Genomic DNA, 17,618 nt, shown 5'->3' on the forward strand with positions numbered 1-17,618 from the left:
GGAATAAGGAGAGGGAAAATGTCTTTACAATTTATTCTCGGGACAGCCCGAAAAGACCACCGTACAGCGTTGATTGATGAATCAGTCGAATGGTTAGCAAAAGATAGCATGCACCAGGTATTTTTCCTTGTACCTAACTATAATAAATTTGAACAAGAACAAGAAATCTTGACAGAGCTGCGTCAAAGAAGTGGCAAAACGTCATTTAGTACAACGAATGTCCAAGTCTTTAGTTTTTATCGTTTAGCGTGGTATTTGTTGCAGCAAACAACGTTATTGTCTGGTAATGAACTTTCAGAATCTGGTTCGGCAATGATCTTGCGACAGATCCTAGAAAAAAATGAAGAAAATTTAACGATTTTTCGGGGAGAAATCAATAAAAAAGGGTTTATTCGCCAGCTGCAAGAACTGCACAATGAATTACGTATTGGAAATATTTCACCTGAAGATCTTGTCTTTTCAGAACTAGCGGATACGGTAAAAGCTGAAAATCAACAGTTGAAAATGAAAGATCTTCAATTGATTTTTACAGCTTTTGAAGAAGAATTGGTCCAACGTGCGCTGCAATCTGAAGATGCTTTGACCATTTTGGTAAATTATTTACAAACGCAAGACATGTCTAAGGTGAAATTTATCGTTAGTGGTTTCACTCGAGTCAATGCGCAAGAATATCAATTGTTACAGGTCATGATGGAAAAGGGACAGCTAGTGATTGATTTGCTTCTTGATCGTCCTTATATCACGGATATGCCTGAAGTGTTGACATTGTTTCATGAAACAGGAAAGCTCTATTTCCAACTGATCAACAGTGCCAAAGAACGAAGAGTGCCGGTTTTAGTGGAAAAATTTGCCCCAGAACATGAAAGACCGCTTGCACTCATGCACTTGCAAAAAATGTGGGAAGAAACTTCTAGCAACAAAAAAAGCCAGCCGCTGAAGGTTGGGCAACAAGAGGCGTTGAGAATTTGGGAAGCAGAGAACGCCACCGAAGAAGTCAGACAACTAGCTGTGGAGATCCGTCGTTTGGTCAGCGAGGAAAATTATCGCTATCGTGACATTCAAGTGTTAACGAAAGATATGGCGTTTTATGGTAACTTGCTACAACCTGTTTTCAAAGAAATGGCGATTCCTTTTTATATTGATGAAGAGCAGTTGATGGAGAATCATCCATTGATCGAATGGATCAATAGTTTATTCGCTTTAGATCGATATGCCTATCGTTTGAATGATATCATGCGTTTTTTCAAAACTGAATTATTCATTTGTGAAGCGGATGATACATTAGACTTAGCCAGTTGGCGTGAGCAAAGAAATCAGTTCCGAGCAAAATTAGATGTCACAGAAAATGTAGCACTTGCTTATAACTATCAAGGTTCATACTGGACGAGAGAAAAAGATTGGCAGTTCGTGTCTTACGATTTTGAAGCAGAACAACTGGAAGATGTTCAAGAATTAGAAAAACGCTCGAATGATATTCGGCACTTCTTCAAAGAGAAAGTCCCAACATTTTTTGACAAGATAAAAAAATGTAAAAATGGACAAGAAGGCGCGACGGTCTTTTATCGTTTTTTGGTGAACAGTGGCGTACAACAACAATTAGTTTTTTGGCGAAATCAAGAAATTGAACGAGGCAATTTAGCAGCAGCCCGAAACCATGAGCAAACATGGGGGGCGTTGATTGATTTACTGGACGAGTATTCGCTCATTTATGGGGAATCTGAATTTGACTGGCATTTGTTTCAGGAAATCATTACCAGCGGGTTAGAAAATTTAAGTTATGGGAAGATTCCTACAGCAATCGACCAAGTACGCATCAACCGCTTGGAACTGGTACGATCAAACCAGGCGAAAGTCACGTTTGCCATTGGCTTGAATGATCAAGTATTTCCTGATCGGCACGAAACGAAAGGCTTGCTTTCTAGTGAGGAAAGGGAAACGCTGAATGCTCGTTTAGCGGAAGAGAAATTTTTATTTGATCCCGCAAAAGAGAACTTGTCTTTTGAACCATTGCAAGCCTACTTGGTGTTTGCTTCAGCCACTCAGCGTCTATACCTCAGTTACGCTCAAAGTTATGATACAAACACGTTGAAAATCTCTCCTTATTTAAAACGAATCATGGAATACTTGATGATCCCAGCTGAAAGAAAAGAGCATTTGGTTTTAGACAGCGATCCGAGTTGTTATATCGGTACGTATCGTAGTGGGATCAATACAATCAATCATATCTATCGTTTAGCAAAGGAAGAGAAGAAAAAAGTTCCGGTGTATTGGCGCCAACTAAGAGAGCAGATCTTGCAATCACAATGGCGAAATTTTGCATTGCGCATTTTTGAAAGTCAAGAACATCTGAATGTCCCGGTGTCATTACCTAAAAAGATGGCAGAGGAACTCTATGGTAAAGATATTTATACCTCTATTTCCAGATTAGAAAATTTCTATAATTGTGAATATAAATATTTTGTCCAATTTGGTTTGAAACTGAAAGAACGAATGGTCTATGGTTTAACGCCGGCTGCTACAGGTGATTTTTATCATGAATCATTAGATCGTTTCTTTAAATTACTATTTTCAAATCAGATATCGCTAGTAGAAATGACCGATACACAACGTAAAGAGTTTACTGAAAAAGTCTTGCAAGAAGTCTTTGGCGAGTTACGCTTTGAAATTTTAGATAGTTCAGCTCGAATGAACTATATTCGTTATCAGTTAGGACAAACGATCCAAAAAGTAGCTTGGGCATTACAAAAGCAAAGTAAAAATACAGGGATGAAGCCCCTTCAAACAGAAATATTGTTTGGCCAAATTGCTGGCGCTCAAGGTATCCCAGGGTTGGAATTACCACTGAATAATGGTGGGAAATTACATGTTCGTGGGAAGATTGATCGTGTGGATGTTGCTGTTGAACAAGCGGATACCTGGCTTAGTGTTGTCGATTATAAATCAAGTGGACGTTCCTTTGATGTCACTGAAGCTTACTACGGGATGGCTATGCAACTGTTGACCTATCTAGACGTGGCGTTGATGGATGCTGTCAAATTGACTGGAAAAGCATTGGTTCGACCAGCTGGTTCCTATTATCTACATGTCCATAATCCGATTTTGTCTGAAGCAAATGAAATTGAAAAAGAGACATTGAAAAAATTCAGTTATGACGGTATCTTTGTCGATGAACCTGAGTTATTGGAAGTATTAGATCATTCACTGGAAGCAAAAGAGAACTCTTTGATTTATCCAATCAAGAAAAATGCGAAAGATGTCTATCAAAAGGGAAGTTTTAGTAAAGAAAAATTCTATACAGAACAGGAACTCCAACTTTTTATGGCGCATAATCGTGCGAATATGCGTTTAGCAGGGGATAAAATCACGTCAGGGGAGATCAAACTTAATCCAGCTTACAAAGACAAGGAGCGGCTTGCTTGCCAAATGTGTCCTTTTAGAAGTGTTTGTACGTTTGATGTGATGTTGCAAGAAAACAATTATCACCGTTTAGAAAAATTAAACAAGGAAGAAGCCCTGCGAAGAATAGAAAAAAGGAGTGAGGAAGAATGACCAAAATTCCTTTGAGACCAGAAAACGAACGATTCACTGACGAACAATGGCAAGCCATTTTTGATCAGGGAGATAACTTGCTGGTATCAGCTTCCGCTGGTTCTGGAAAAACCACAGTGCTTGTCCGTCGAGTAATCGAAAAACTAAAAATGGGGTTCAATATTGATGAACTTTTGATCGTGACGTTTACAGAAGCGGCAGCGAAAGAAATGAAAGAACGGATCCAAGAAGCTTTACAAGAAGCAGTCAATAGTGAAAGCGATCCGGCACGCCAACAACATTTCACGAAACAGCTGATTTTATTGCCGAGTGCTAATATTTCTACTTTACATGCTTTTTGTTTAACGGTTATCCGCCGATTCTACTACTTGATCGATATTGATCCAGTTTTTCGGATGTTAACGGATGAGACAGAAACGATCTTAATGAAAGAAGATGTTTGGGATGAATTACGCGAGGCTTGTTATAGCGAAGATCGGGAAGAGTTTTTCCAATTAACAATGAATTTTTCAAATGATCGTTCAGATGATGGATTGACCAATCTGGTTTTCTCTCTTTATGAATTTGCGCGAGCGAATCCTGATCCCAAACGTTGGTTAGATCAATTAGTGGATAACTATCGTTTAGATGATGGATTAGCTCATTCACCATTGTACCAAGAACAATTGCGACCACTTCTACTTACAGATATGGCACAAAGTGTGCAACTTTATGAAGAAATGGTTGGATTAGCGCAAGAAGAAGGTCTGGAAAAAATGTTGGAACAAGTTGCAGGAGAAAAAGAACAAGTCCAACGCATTTATGATCACTTATTACAAGATCAATTGCCAGAAGCCTATACGGGTTTAGAAACATTGACTTTTACTACTTTTAAAAGCAGCCGCAAAGCAGAGCTGAAAGAACGTTCAGCCGAAGTTAAAAATTTAAGAGATCAGGCGAAAAAGATCATTCAGAAAATTGGAAAAACTTATTTTCCGATTTCTCCTGAACAATTAACCGAACGGACGAAAAAAGCTGCTGTCCTAGTGGAAGAGCTCACGAGTGTTACCAAACGTTTCATGGATGGTTTCAGCCAACGAAAAAGAGAAAAGGGAGTAGTAGATTTCAATGATTTAGAACATCTTGCTTTGCGAATCTTGACGACCCAAACAGAAGAGTCATGGCTTCCAAGTGAAGCATCAAAGCTTTATCGTAAGCAATTCAAAGAAGTAATGGTCGATGAATACCAAGATATCAACCAGTTGCAAGAAGCTATCCTTTATTGGCTTAGACAGCCTGATCCGACAAATGGCAATTTATTCATGGTTGGGGATGTCAAACAGTCGATTTATTCTTTTCGACTAGCTGATCCTAGTTTGTTTATTGAAAAATATGAAGCATTTTCAACAGCTGAGGGTGGAAGACGGATCATTTTGGCAGAAAACTTTCGTTCCCGAAAGGAAGTCCTGTCATTTACCAATCTGGTGTTCCAACAATTGATGGACCCTGTTGTGGGACAAATCGCTTATGATGATGCTGCACAATTACGATTAGGATTTCCCGATTTCCCCGAAGTCGATCGCTTTGAACCAGAACTATTGATTTACGAAAAAGAAGAAGAGCCAAACAGCGACCTTCCAATTGATGAGAATCTAGAGGACAAAACAGAAGGCGAACTCTTTATGACGGGCTTAAAAATCCGTGAACTGATTGATGAAAAATTTTTGATCTATGATAAAAAAATGAAACAGAATCGTCCGGTCGAATATAAAGATATCGTACTTTTGACACCTACAAAGAAGAATAATCTGACGATATTAGAGATCTTTAAAACATTAGATATTCCTTTAGAAATGAACGATGCCCAAAATTATTTTCAATCTACGGAGTTGCGTACGATGATTTCTTTACTCCAATTGATTGATAATCCGTATCAAGATATTCCCTTGGCAGCCGTTTTACGTTCACCGATCGTGGGACTGATTGAACCAGAACTGGCACAGATCCGTTTAGCTGATCGTACCCATACCTATTATGATGCGGTGCTGGCTTACCAAACAGCAAATCAGAATGAATTAGCTGATAAATTGCGCCATTTCAATGACCAACTCGAATTGTGGCGGGAACTGGCTCGGCGGTCTTCAATCACTGACTTGCTGTGGGAGATCTATTTACAAACCGGTTATTTAGAATATGTAGCAGGTTTACCAGCCGGTGCCCAAAGACAAGCAAATCTTTATGCCTTGGCTGATCGTGCAAAAGCGTATGAACAAAGTTCGTTTAGAGGGTTGTATCAATTCGTTCGCTTCATCGAAAAGATGCAGGAAAAAGACAAAGATTTAGCGGAGCCGGTGATTTCATCCGCCGATAATGCCGTCCGAGTCATGACGATTCATGCAAGTAAAGGCTTAGAATTTCCTATTGTCTTTTTATTAGATATGACCAAACAATTCAATTTGCAAGATTTAAAAAAGCGATATGCTTTTGAAGAAAAACTAGGTGCGGGGATTCGTTATATGGACCCTGATACTCGGGTGTTGTATGATACCTTGCCTTACCAAGCAATCAAATTAGCCAAACAAAATAAGTTATTGTCAGAGGAGATGCGTAAACTCTACGTTGGTTTGACCCGTGCGGAACAAAAATTATTTATTATCGGCTCGTATAAAAATAAAGAAGATACCTTGAAGAATTGGTCAGAAGCTTCTGAACAAACCAAATTAGTCTTAGAACCAACGACTCGATTAAAAGGGAAGAACAGCTTGATGAGCTGGATCGGTCTTAGTTTGATGCGTCATCCATTGATGCAAAACTATTTTGCCGAAGCAACCATTCTTTCAGAATTAAAAAACTCTGATAGCCAATTTGCGATTACTTGGATGAATCAACAATCTCTGCTTGAAAAAAGGCAACGTTTAATAGCGCAAGAAAACGATGCTGCTGAAAATAATGACGTGGATCAAACACCATTATCGCCTGCTTTGAAAGCACGACTCGATTATCGTTATCCTTTCAAAGAGTCGACACAAACCACAAGTTATCAATCAGTTTCTGAAATTAAACGTTTATTTGAAGATCCAGATGATACGCTTGATGCTAAACTTGTCTGGGAAAGTAATGAAACAAGAGGGTTAAACCGCCAATTCCGTTATACGCAAGATACATTGGCTGAACCACGTTTCTTACAAAAAACGCAACAGGTTTCAGCTGCGGCAATCGGAACTGCAACACACTATTTATTGCAATTGCTGCCATTAGAAATGCCGACTACTGAGTCGATCCAAGCATTACTAGATGAATTAGTTAAAAAGCGTTTAGTGGATCAAAAGGTAGCTAAAAAAATTGATTTTTCTGCTATTCTTTGGTTTTTTGAAACCGAGCTAGGGAAAGAATTGATCAAGCAAAAAGAGCATGTCAAACGGGAACAACCGTTTTCAATGCTATTACCTGCAGAACGGGTCTTTGAACAATACCCAAATGAAGAAGATGAATTACTGATCCATGGGATTGTTGATGGTTATATCGATTTACCCACGACGATTCAATTATATGACTTTAAGACGGATTTCATTTTAGATCGTGACAATGAATCAGCGATTGATGCAGTCATTCAAAAATACCGTGGGCAATTGAATCTTTATCAACAGGCGTTGACAGAATCATTAGAAAAGCCTGTCACAGATGTCTTTCTTGTCTTATTAAGTGCAAAGAAAATAATAAATATTAATAAATAATAATAATTGAGCAACTAGGACTTACACTTTGTAAGTAATATGCTATACTCTTAGCAAAGAGGTGAGTAAAATGGAGCTAACACAGACAGAGTTCACTTTATGTCCTAAATTTGAAAAGACCTTTTCGATTTTAGGTAAAAAATGGAATGGGCTGATTATTGATGTATTGCTTGAAAATGGTCCGCAACGCTTTGTTGATCTCGCAGCTAAAATACCTATGGTGAGTGATCGGGTTTTAGTTGAACGATTAAAAGAACTTGAAAAAGAAAAAATCATCGCCAGAAACTTCTCATGTAAAGAGTCCAGCCGTTCAGAATATATGTTAACTGAAAAAGGAGCGGATCTTCAAAAGGCCATCGTTCAGTTACAGGTTTGGAGTGAAAAATGGGTGACAGAAGAAGAATGCAGTTGATTTTGGAAGTGAAATCTTGTAAACTGGCATTAGATGAATAGCTAAAGAACGTTGACGAAAAAGAGTAGTTTGGCTAAACCAGTCCAGGGAGATCTGTCATAGACTGTAAGCAGATCCTGAGTTTGAAAAATGAAGTTCACTTTCTGAGTTCGTCTGATTTATTCAGACCGGCAAATGTCGTTAAAAAAGTAAGTGTACGGTTTTGACCGTAAATTAGGATGGTAACGCGAAGACCTCGTTCCTTTGTAGGAATGAGGTCTTTTTTGTATTTGAATTTGAAGGAGGAAATAGGGAATGTCTCTACAAGCCCAATTAGAAAGCTTGAAAGAAGCCACAATCGTTAAAATAGCGACAGCACGCGATTTAAAAGAATTAAATCAAATTCGTGTAGAAACTTTAGGAAAAAAAGGACCAATCACCGAAGTTTTACGGGGAATGAAGGATCTAAGTCCTGAAGAACGTCCGAAAGTTGGTAGTTTTGCCAATGAGATTCGTGATCTGTTGACAGCAGAAATTGAACGTAAAAAGCAAGCGTTAGAAGAAGCGGCACTTGCAACAGCTTTAAGCAAAGAAACAATTGATGTGACCTTGCCAGGACGTCAAGTCAAACAAGGAAACCGCCACATCTTGACACAAATCATGGAAGAAATCGAAGACATCTTTGTTGGAATGGGCTACCAAATTGTTGAAGGGTATGAGGTGGAGTCTGATCATTATAATTTTGAGCGAATGAACTTACCAAAAGACCACCCAGCTCGTGATATGCAAGATACTTTTTATATTTCAGAAGAGATCTTGATTCGTACGCATACCTCACCAGTACAAGCACGTACGATGGAAAAACATGACTTTTCAAAAGGTGCACTTCGAATGATCTCACCTGGGAAAGTATTCCGTCGTGATACAGATGATGCTACTCATAGTCACCAATTCCATCAAATCGAAGGATTAGTGATCGATGAAAATATTACGATGGGTGACTTAAAAGGCACGTTAGAAGTCGTAATGAAAAAGATGTTTGGTGAAGAACGTGAGATTCGACTACGTCCTAGTTATTTCCCATTTACTGAACCTTCTGTTGAAGTGGATGTCAGCTGTTTCAAATGTGGTGGCGCTGGCTGTAATGTCTGCAAGCACACCGGTTGGATTGAAATCTTAGGAGCTGGGATGGTTCATCCAAATGTATTGAAAATGTCAGGTATCGATCCGGAAAAATACTCTGGTTTTGCTTTTGGCCTTGGCCCAGATCGAGTAGCAATGCTACGTTACGGTGTCAATGATATTCGTAATTTCTATCAAAATGACTTGCGTTTCTTAAGTCAGTTCAAAGGGGAGTAAAAAGCATGTTAGTTTCTTATAAATGGTTAAATAAATATCTTGATTTGTCAGCAGTTGCGCCAAAAGAACTAGCTGATAAAATGTCAGTGACTGGGATCGAAGTGGAAGGAATCACGGTTCCTGAAGAAGGCTTAAAAAAAATCGTAGTCGGCGAAGTCAAGGAATGCGTACCACATCCTGATTCCGATCATTTATCGATTTGCCAAGTGGATATCGGTGAAGAAGAACTTTCACAGATCGTCTGTGGCGCACCTAACGTGAAGGCAGGGATCAAAGTCATCGTTGCTTTACCTAATTCACGGATCGCAGGGAATGTAAAAATCAAAAAAGGGAAAATGCGTGGTCAAGTTTCTAATGGGATGATTTGTGCCTTACAAGAAATTGGCTATCCAGATAGTGTCGTTCCCAAAGAATATGCTGAAGGAATCTACTATCTTCCACAAGAGGCAATCAATGGAGACCCCGTCTTTTCTTATTTAGACATGGACGATTCAATTATCGAGTTATCGATTACACCGAATCGCGCAGATGCTTTATCTATGCGAGGAGTAGCATATGAAGTAGGTGCGATTTATCGTCAAATACCTCATTTTGCAGAGGAAGAATTAGTAGAAGCAGCACGTCCGGCAAAAGACAAAATCAAGGTGACAGTCGAAGATCCAAAAGCTGTGCCTGCTTATCAAATTCGAATCATTGAGGGCGTAAAAATCCAATCTAGTCCACAATGGTTACAAAATATCTTGATGAATGAAGGGATTCGACCAATCAACAACGTAGTAGATATCACAAACTACATCTTACTGTTGTTTGGGCAACCATTACATGCGTTTGATTATGATCGGCTAGGATCACAAGAAATCGTCGTCCGTCAGGCAAAAGCAACAGAAAAAATCGTTACGTTAGATGGCGAAACACGTGAGTTAACACCCGAAAATCTCGTGATCACTAATGGAGAACAACCAGTCGCTTTAGCAGGTGTGATGGGCGGCTTGGATTCTGAAATCACTGAGACAACGACTACGGTTGCTCTAGAAGCAGCTTTGTTTGATCCAATTTCGATCCGTCGAACAGCGAAACAATTCAATTTAAGAAGTGAATCTTCTGCTCGTTTTGAAAAAGGAATCAATCAAGCAACAGTTGCTGAGGCTTGTGACGTTGCTGCTGCAATGATCGTTTCGTTAGCAGGCGGTGAGGTTCTTCAAGGTGCGGTTGCTGGTTCGACTTATCAAGTAGAAGACGTAACAGTAACGATCACTCTCTCACGAATCAATCATTATCTAGGAACTGACTTAACAGTGAAGGAAGTAAATGAGATTTTTGAAGCACTTGGCTTTGGCTATCAAAGTGAAGGGGAAACGTTCACCGTTACTGTTCCTCCTCGTCGCTGGGATATCAAGATTGAAGCGGATATTATTGAAGAAGTCGCTCGTATCTATGGTTATGATCGCTTGCCTTCCACATTACCAAGTGGAGAGACTGTTGCAGGAAGTTTGACCCAAGAGCAAGCAACAACACGCAAGATCCGTACATTACTTGAAGACAGTGGTTTACATGAAGCCATCAGCTATGCTTTGACAACGGAAGAAAAATCTCGTCAATTTACAATCAAAGATTCCTTAGTTACACGTCTTGATTGGCCAATGAGCGAAGACCGTTCTGTCTTACGAATGAACTTGATCAGTGGGTTATTGGATGATGTGAACTATAACGTAGCTAGAAAAAATAGTGATGTCGCTTTTTATGAAGTCGGAAGAGTCTTCTATCAAGAAAACGATCCATTGACTCATTTGCCGCAGGAAGTGAAACATGTTGCTCTTGCATTGACAGGTACTTGGCAGGATAAAAGTTGGCAAACTCAAGCAGAAGTAGTTGACTTCTATACGATCAAAGGTCTTTTAGAAAACTTGTTTGAACAATTAGGAATAGCAACAGAAATTTCTTATCAAGCGACTGATAGTTTGAAAGACATGCATCCAGGAAGAACAGCGGAAATCTATTTAGGTGAAACAGTGATGGGATTTGTTGGACAGGTTCATCCGAATACAGCTAAAGAATACGATGTTCCAGAAACCTATGTTGCAGAATTTGACTTGAGCTCAGTGATCGAAGCTGCTCAAAAAGGGATGACTTTCCATGCGGTGACAAAATTCCCTTCCGTTTCTCGTGACATTGCGATGTTAGTTGCAGAAACAGTAACCAATCAAGAAATCGTAACGGTTATCCAGTCTGCTGCAGGTAAGTTCTTAACAGACATCCAACTGTTTGATGTGTATCAAGGAAAAAATATCGAGGAAGGACATAAGTCAATGGCTTACAGTCTGACATTCGAGAATCCTGAAGCAACGATGACAGATGAAGAAATTAACCGATCAATGACTAAGATCGAAAAAGCACTAAGTGAAACAGTTGGTGCAAATATTCGTTAAACTGTAAAAAAAGACGCCCTCATAAAGAATGAGGACGTCTTTTTTATTCATTAACAAGCCAATCAGTTAAAATAATTGATTCCCATTGCAGTTTTGACTTCTGCTAGAGTTTGAGCAGCGACTTTCGCGGCTGCTTCACTACCGTCTCTTAGGATCGCCATCACAGCGGCTGGATCTTTCGCTAATTCTTCTCTTCTAGCACGAATTGGAGCAAACTCTTCTTCCAAAACATCAATCAAATAGCGTTTGATTTTTACATCACCTAGACCACCACGACGATAATGAGCTTTCATTTCTTCAATTGCGTTTTTGTCTTTTCCAAACACATCAAGATAAGTGAATACCATATTGCCTTCGACTTGACCTGGATCTTCCACGTGGATGTGATTTGGGTCTGTGTACATACTCATTACTTTTTTCTTGACCACATCAGCAGGATCAGAAATATAGATGCCATTACCCAATGACTTGCTCATTTTTCCATTCCCATCGATGCCAGGCAAACGGCCCATTCCTTTTGGTGGGAAAACGCCTTTTGGTTCCACTAAGACGTCGCCATACGTGTGGTTGAAACTTTGAACTATTTCTTGCGTTTGTTCAAGCATTGGTTTTTGATCTTCACCAACAGGAACTAAATTCGCTTTGAAAGCTGTGATATCAGCAGCTTGCGATACAGGATAAATAAAGAATCCAGTTGGGACACCTTCACCAAATTTTTTCTGTTCGATTTCTGTTTTAACTGTAGGATTACGACGGACACGCCCGACGCTGACTAGGTTTAAATAGTACATAGTCAATTCAGCTAATTCTGGTATTTGCGATTGGATAAAAAGCGTTGATTTCGTAGGATCTAATCCAACAGCTAAATAGTCTAAAGCAACTTCAAGTACATTTGAAGAAACCTTCTCAGGGTTTTTAGCGTTATCGGTTAGGGCTTGCATATCTGCAATCATTACAAAAAGTTGATTGTTTTCATCTTTTTGCATTTCTACCCGTGTTTTGAGTGATCCTACATAATGCCCTAAATGTAACTTGCCAGTCGGGCGATCACCTGTTAGAATAATATTTTTCAAAAAAAACACCTCTTTACGATTTGTAAGACTAAGCACTTAATATCTTACCGTTTTTTGGAGGAAGAAACAACCGTTCTAAATCAAAAGACGAACAAAATGCAGAAAAATAGCAGATGTAAGAAGCAAAGGAGAAAAATAACGAAAGAAAGTTTCAAAGAAACTTTACAAAATACGTAAGTTTCAGATATAATATGTTCTATTATATATCTTTAAATGTTTTCTTACTAAATAATAATGGGAGTGTAATGATATGGCAATGATTAAATTTGATAACGTGGAAAAATACTACGGCAAATTCCATGCTTTGAAAAACATAAACCTCGAGTTTGAGAAAGGGGAAGTCGTCGTTGTCATTGGTCCTTCAGGTTCAGGTAAAAGTACAATGTTACGATGTATCAATGGATTAGAAACGATCTCTTCTGGAAGATTGTTAATCAATGATATCGACCTTCAGGACAAAAAAACAAAATTGACTGAAGTCAGAAAAAATGTTGGAATGGTTTTTCAGCATTTTAATCTATATCCTAATAAAACCGTTTTAGAAAACATTACACTTGCGCCGATTAAAGTATTAAAGCAAGATCAAGCAAGTGCAGTGAAAAACGCGGAAAAATTCTTAGAAAAAGTCAACATGCTCGACAAAAAAGATTCTTATCCATCTATGTTATCTGGAGGACAACAACAGCGTGTGGCAATTGCCAGAGGTTTGGCGATGAATCCGGAAATGCTGTTATTTGACGAGCCTACATCTGCTTTAGATCCGGAAATGATCGGGGATGTACTTGATGTAATGAAAAAATTAGCTCGTGATGGGATGTCAATGATCGTCGTGACCCATGAAATGGGATTTGCAAAAGAAGTAGCAGATCGGGTTATTTTCATGGCGGATGGTCAAGTATTAGAAGATAGCCGCAATGTAAAAGACTTCTTTGAGAACCCTAAAGAACCTCGGGCACAACAATTTATTAGTAAAGTAATCAATCATTGATAGGAGGAATAAGATGCGTAAGAAAACAATGATTCGTTTGCTTTTCCTTTTGGGTCTGGTCTTTTTGATATTAGCAGGCTGCAAAGGAAAAAGTGTCGCTGAAGAAAATATTCTGGAACGAAGTAAGCAAAACAACACCATAACGTGGGGTGTAAAATACGATACTCGCTTATTTGGGATGATGGATATCAAAAGTAGTACGGTTCAAGGATTTGATATCGATATCGCTAAAGCGATTACGCAAGAGATTCTTGGAAAAGATGGGAAAGCAGAATTTGTGGAAGTTACCTCTAAAACACGGATTCCTCTATTAAAAAATGGAAATATTGATGCGATTATTGCGACAATGACCATTACAGATGAACGAAAAAAGCAAGTTGATTTTTCTGATGTTTATTTTGATGCCGGACAATCTTTATTAGTCAAAAAAGGAAGCCCGATTAAAAGCGTAGATGACTTAAATGCTGAAACAACTGTGCTCGCAGTCAAAGGATCAACTTCTGCAGTAAATATCCGAGAACATGCTCCAGACGCAAAAATTCTTGAACTAGAAAACTATGCCGAAGCGTTTACTGCTTTACAATCAGGACAAGGAGATGCTATGACGACCGATAATGCCATTTTGTTGGGAATGGCTGACGAGAACCCTGACTATACTTTAGCAGGTGGGACGTTTACCAATGAACCTTATGGAATTGCGATCAATAAAGGACAAACAGAATTTTTGGATGCCGTAAATCAAGCGTTAAAAGAACTCATTGCTAACGGCACATATGATCAGATTTACCAAAAATGGTTCCCAGATACCACCCAAGGAAAAGTGAATTAAGGAGGGGAAAAAATGGCTGAGTTGCTGCAAACATATGGATCAACCTTCTTAGAAGGATTTAAAATCACTATCTATTCAAGTGTGTTAGCTTTATTATTTAGTTTGATTATTGGAACACTGATGGCAATTTTTCAATTGTCAACGAACAAAGTGATCAGTGGACTAGCTAAAGCGTACGTGGAATTTTTTCGAAATATCCCGTTGTTGATTATTGTGATGTTCTTTTATGTCGTCCTTCCGATCTATTGGATTAGTTTTGACGGCTTTCAAGCAGGGACGATCGGTTTGACGATCTATACTTCGGCATTTATTGCAGAAACCGTTCGTTCAGGAATTCAAACAGTGCCAAAAGGGCAAACAGAAGCGGGTTTATCAGCTGGTTTGACCTATGCGCAAACGATGCGGTTTATTATTTTGCCGCAGGCTTTCAAGATCGTCGTACCACCATTAGGAAACCAATTCATTAATCTAGTCAAAAATTCATCGATTTTAGCTATCGTTGCTGGGTTAGATTTAATGTATCAAGGGGACTTAATTGCCAGTGAAACTTTCAACACTTTTGATACCTATATCATCGTGGGTCTTTTTTACTTAGTAATTACATTACCTTTGTCTTACTTGATGACATATTTAGAGAAAAAATGGGCAGTTCGTTCATAGGAAGGGGAGAACAAAATGGATTTTAGTGGTGCTTTTTCATGGATGAATATCCGCTTCTTATTAGAAGGATTAAAAGTGACTGTGGAGGTTTCATTATTTTCAATCATCTTTAGTTTTTTGATTGGCGGGATTTGTGGTGTGGTTCGTTTTGCTAATATACCTTATTTTTCAAAAATACTAGGAATACTAATTGATATTATCAGAAATCTTCCATTGCTATTGATCATTTTCTTTACGTATTTTGCCTTACCACAAATCGGTATCCAAATGAATATTTTTTGGTCAGCCGTAGCAGCATTGACGATTTTTGAATCGGCTATGTTATCAGAAATTTTTCGAGCAGGGTTGAATGCCGTTCCTAAAGGACAAATGGAGGCTGGTCTTTCCACAGGATTGTCTTATGTAGAAACGATGAGAATCGTCGTTTTACCCCAAGCATTTAAATCAATGATCCCAGCAATCGTGAGTCAGCTGATTTCATTGATCAAGGATACATCATTAGCAGTGATCATTTCCTTACCTGAATTGACTCACCAAGCACGAATTGTTTACGGCCAAAATACCAATTATGTATTGCCAATGTTTGTGGCAATGACATTGATGTATTTTGCTGTCTGCTATGCTTTATCCTTACTTTCTTCCTATTTAGAAAAAAGAAAGTACAGCTATTAGTCAAAAACTTAGCATGCTCGTTGTTCAATGAAAATTGTTCAGCGAGTATTTTTATTTGATTCGTCAATGTAAAACTTAGATCGTTTTTCTCTTCAACGATATTGTGAGAGAAAGTAGTCGTAGACAAAGATCAGCTTAAAAACATAGCTTACAGTTTTGTTCGTTCAGGTCATTTAAAAATATGGACTGTCTTGACAGCAGGAAGTATACTAAGTGTCGTTAGGTAAACGTATTGAAATGAGAGGATGCCTAACAGAGTTTGTGGTAACTATAATGGATAGAGAAAGAGATGTTGTTAGATGGAAGAGATTATAAATGCTTTTCAAGCAAACCCGATATTTTCTACGGGATGTATTATTTTTATCATAGGTGTATTAATTTTTTGTTTTGGAAGAAAATTATTTTTCGTTCGTTGGCTATTGGGAGATACCAGTATGTTCGGACAACTATTTTGGGGACTGATTTTATCAGGTATCGGACTAGCAATCATTGTCTATTATCGAATGTAATTGACTAATTGTATACGAATGATCCATTGCTTGCGACAAACAGGAAATGGTAAAAAGAAAGAAGTTTCTGTAAGATTTTCTAGAAATATAGTACATTTTTTGTGTAAGGGTTCGTTAATTTAGGAAAATGTCAAAAATGAATGAACAAATTGGTCGGTTAGAAAACCAGCTGTTCCCAACGACTGCTCAGGCAAAAAAGGGGAGCTTGCGTGAAGTAGAAGTACGACGTTCTAGTGGTCGATAGATCATTCAATCAACGATTTGTGACAAACAGAAGTGGCTAAATTAAGAATCTTCAATTTTAATCTAGTATAGGCAGTCATCATCCATTCTCTATAAGTGGGTGATGACTGCTTTTTGACAGAATGGTTATCGGATAGTAACTCGAAAAACAACATGTTTAGTGATATCAGATGCCAAAAAATTCTTTCTGCAGAAATAAAAGTTACTTAGATACTCCTTTTTTCTGATAGTTTAACAAGGTAGTATATAACTTTTAAAGGAGAGAATAACATGCCAAATGATAAACAAAAAATAGCAGTAATACGGACAGGAAGTCAATATGCTATTGCTCTTCAACTAATCAAGGATCATAAGCTTGTGAGGGGAGAAGCTAATAGTTCGGAAAAGTTAGCAACATTAGGTAAAATTCTTTCTAACTATAAGAGAGAGTCTGCAGAAGGGATTATCTTTTATCTTCCGCTTCTTCCAGAAGAGAAAAAACTGTTACGACAAAGGAACATCCAAATGAATAGTGATGATAGAATAGTAGTGGATGATAAAAATAAAACCTTTTATATTAACTACCTTAATCAAAAGTATGATTTAAGCAAAAAAGCAGTTTTGTCGAAAGAAACAAAACATGCACTAATTCAAGACCTTGATAAATTCTATTTCGATTCTTTGGACCTTAACAGGTTTACTTCCTTTATTTATGATTTAGATGTGATCGCTAGAAGAGATGTTCAGACACTCTTAAAGAAGCAAACGCCCAAGATAGAAAAATCAATAAAAAAGGCTAGAGAAGATTTAGCGGTTGATCAAGTGAAAGAAAGATTTAAGATGAACAGACACTATACTGAAATTCCTCCAACACTAATGGTGCAATTTCAAGACGAGTTGAAAAAATCTGAATACATAAGCAAAAAGAGGCAAAAAATAGAAATTGAGAAATTAAAAAATGAATATAAGTCTCCAAGTAAACCAAATGAAAGACAGGAATATTTCAAGATGAGTGTAAAAGAATTTCTTGAAAAAGGAAGCTCCGAACAAAGAAGCCTTAATAAAAGAAAACGTGAGCAAGGAAAATCCGAGCAAGGAAGACTTACGAAAAAAAGAATTGAGCAATTAAAAACATCTGTACTACCAAAGTCACAGGCATATCTAAACAAAAAGGATCAATTTCAAAGATAGTGATCAATAAACTCTAAAAATAATTACATAATAAAT

At 38.1% G+C, this 17,618-nt stretch carries 12 protein-coding genes and 1 other annotated feature; of the genes, 11 read left to right on the forward strand and 1 reads right to left on the reverse strand.

Going from position 1 to position 17,618, the window contains the following annotated elements; all coding sequences use genetic code 11:
- Positions 1–18 precede the first annotated feature (18 nt).
- From IGJ18_RS06295 to pheT, 5 genes are all read left to right on the forward strand, one after another.
- The gene (locus IGJ18_RS06295; RefSeq protein ID WP_411245988.1) at positions 19–3,549 is read left to right on the forward strand and encodes a PD-(D/E)XK nuclease family protein; all 3,531 of its coding nucleotides are present in this window, start codon (positions 19–21) and stop codon (positions 3,547–3,549) included.
- Positions 3,546–7,262, forward strand: a complete 3,717-nt coding sequence (gene addA / locus IGJ18_RS06300; RefSeq protein WP_438843031.1) for a helicase-exonuclease AddAB subunit AddA — start codon at positions 3,546–3,548, stop codon at positions 7,260–7,262. The genes IGJ18_RS06295 and addA overlap by 4 nt, the downstream gene beginning before the upstream one ends.
- A gap of 70 nt (positions 7,263–7,332) precedes the next feature.
- On the forward strand, positions 7,333–7,674 hold the full coding sequence (locus IGJ18_RS06305) for a winged helix-turn-helix transcriptional regulator (protein ID WP_010719304.1): 342 nt from the start codon (positions 7,333–7,335) through the stop codon (positions 7,672–7,674).
- 42 nt (positions 7,675–7,716) lie between these two features.
- Positions 7,717–7,920, forward strand: a binding site (T-box leader).
- 48 nt (positions 7,921–7,968) lie between these two features.
- The gene (pheS, locus tag IGJ18_RS06310; RefSeq protein WP_010719303.1) at positions 7,969–9,012 is read left to right on the forward strand and encodes a phenylalanine--tRNA ligase subunit alpha; all 1,044 of its coding nucleotides are present in this window, start codon (positions 7,969–7,971) and stop codon (positions 9,010–9,012) included.
- Positions 9,013–9,017: 5 nt separating this feature from the next.
- Complete coding sequence (gene pheT / locus IGJ18_RS06315; protein ID WP_438843032.1) at positions 9,018–11,438, forward strand: phenylalanine--tRNA ligase subunit beta; 2,421 nt, start codon at positions 9,018–9,020, stop codon at positions 11,436–11,438.
- 62 nt (positions 11,439–11,500) lie between these two features.
- Here the strand turns inward: pheT and trpS are convergent, their stop codons facing one another.
- Positions 11,501–12,511, reverse strand: coding sequence for a tryptophan--tRNA ligase (trpS, locus tag IGJ18_RS06320; RefSeq protein WP_010719301.1), 1,011 nt, complete (start codon positions 12,509–12,511; stop codon positions 11,501–11,503).
- A gap of 250 nt (positions 12,512–12,761) precedes the next feature.
- On the opposite strand from trpS, the gene IGJ18_RS06325 reads away from it, so the two are divergent.
- From IGJ18_RS06325 to IGJ18_RS06350, 6 genes are all read left to right on the forward strand, one after another.
- The gene (locus tag IGJ18_RS06325) at positions 12,762–13,499 is read left to right on the forward strand and encodes an amino acid ABC transporter ATP-binding protein (RefSeq protein ID WP_010719300.1); all 738 of its coding nucleotides are present in this window, start codon (positions 12,762–12,764) and stop codon (positions 13,497–13,499) included.
- Between the two features lie 13 nt (positions 13,500–13,512).
- The gene (locus tag IGJ18_RS06330; RefSeq protein WP_010719299.1) at positions 13,513–14,328 is read left to right on the forward strand and encodes a transporter substrate-binding domain-containing protein; all 816 of its coding nucleotides are present in this window, start codon (positions 13,513–13,515) and stop codon (positions 14,326–14,328) included.
- A 12-nt stretch (positions 14,329–14,340) separates the two neighbouring features.
- A complete protein-coding gene (locus IGJ18_RS06335) occupies positions 14,341–14,988 on the forward strand; it encodes an amino acid ABC transporter permease (protein ID WP_010719298.1) in 648 nt (215 codons plus the stop codon).
- 15 nt (positions 14,989–15,003) lie between these two features.
- Positions 15,004–15,660: an amino acid ABC transporter permease gene (locus IGJ18_RS06340; protein WP_010719297.1), complete on the forward strand. Its 657-nt coding sequence runs from the start codon at positions 15,004–15,006 to the stop codon at positions 15,658–15,660.
- 299 nt (positions 15,661–15,959) lie between these two features.
- Positions 15,960–16,169, forward strand: coding sequence for a hypothetical protein (locus IGJ18_RS06345; RefSeq protein ID WP_010737487.1), 210 nt, complete (start codon positions 15,960–15,962; stop codon positions 16,167–16,169).
- 513 nt (positions 16,170–16,682) lie between these two features.
- Entirely contained in the window at positions 16,683–17,582 is a 900-nt protein-coding gene (locus IGJ18_RS06350; RefSeq protein WP_053766352.1) for a hypothetical protein, read from the forward strand.
- Positions 17,583–17,618 lie beyond the last annotated feature (36 nt).

This window comes from Enterococcus sp. AZ078, assembly GCF_051714985.1.
Taxonomy (GTDB): domain Bacteria; phylum Bacillota; class Bacilli; order Lactobacillales; family Enterococcaceae; genus Enterococcus_B; species Enterococcus_B hirae.

What these genes read in the sequence shown, in the direction of transcription:
- IGJ18_RS06325 (WP_010719300.1), top strand. Translation starts at nt 12,762, where the DNA reads ATGGCAATGATTAAATTTGATAACGTGGAAAAATACTACGGCAAATTC.
- IGJ18_RS06340 (WP_010719297.1), top strand. Translation starts at nt 15,004, where the DNA reads ATGGATTTTAGTGGTGCTTTTTCATGGATGAATATCCGCTTCTTATTA.
- IGJ18_RS06345 (WP_010737487.1), top strand. Translation starts at nt 15,960, where the DNA reads ATGGAAGAGATTATAAATGCTTTTCAAGCAAACCCGATATTTTCTACG.
- addA (WP_438843031.1), top strand. Translation starts at nt 3,546, where the DNA reads ATGACCAAAATTCCTTTGAGACCAGAAAACGAACGATTCACTGACGAA.
- IGJ18_RS06305 (WP_010719304.1), top strand. Translation starts at nt 7,333, where the DNA reads ATGGAGCTAACACAGACAGAGTTCACTTTATGTCCTAAATTTGAAAAG.
- IGJ18_RS06330 (WP_010719299.1), top strand. Translation starts at nt 13,513, where the DNA reads ATGCGTAAGAAAACAATGATTCGTTTGCTTTTCCTTTTGGGTCTGGTC.
- IGJ18_RS06350 (WP_053766352.1), top strand. Translation starts at nt 16,683, where the DNA reads ATGCCAAATGATAAACAAAAAATAGCAGTAATACGGACAGGAAGTCAA.
- IGJ18_RS06295 (WP_411245988.1), top strand. Translation starts at nt 19, where the DNA reads ATGTCTTTACAATTTATTCTCGGGACAGCCCGAAAAGACCACCGTACA.
- IGJ18_RS06335 (WP_010719298.1), top strand. Translation starts at nt 14,341, where the DNA reads ATGGCTGAGTTGCTGCAAACATATGGATCAACCTTCTTAGAAGGATTT.
- pheT (WP_438843032.1), top strand. Translation starts at nt 9,018, where the DNA reads ATGTTAGTTTCTTATAAATGGTTAAATAAATATCTTGATTTGTCAGCA.
- pheS (WP_010719303.1), top strand. Translation starts at nt 7,969, where the DNA reads ATGTCTCTACAAGCCCAATTAGAAAGCTTGAAAGAAGCCACAATCGTT.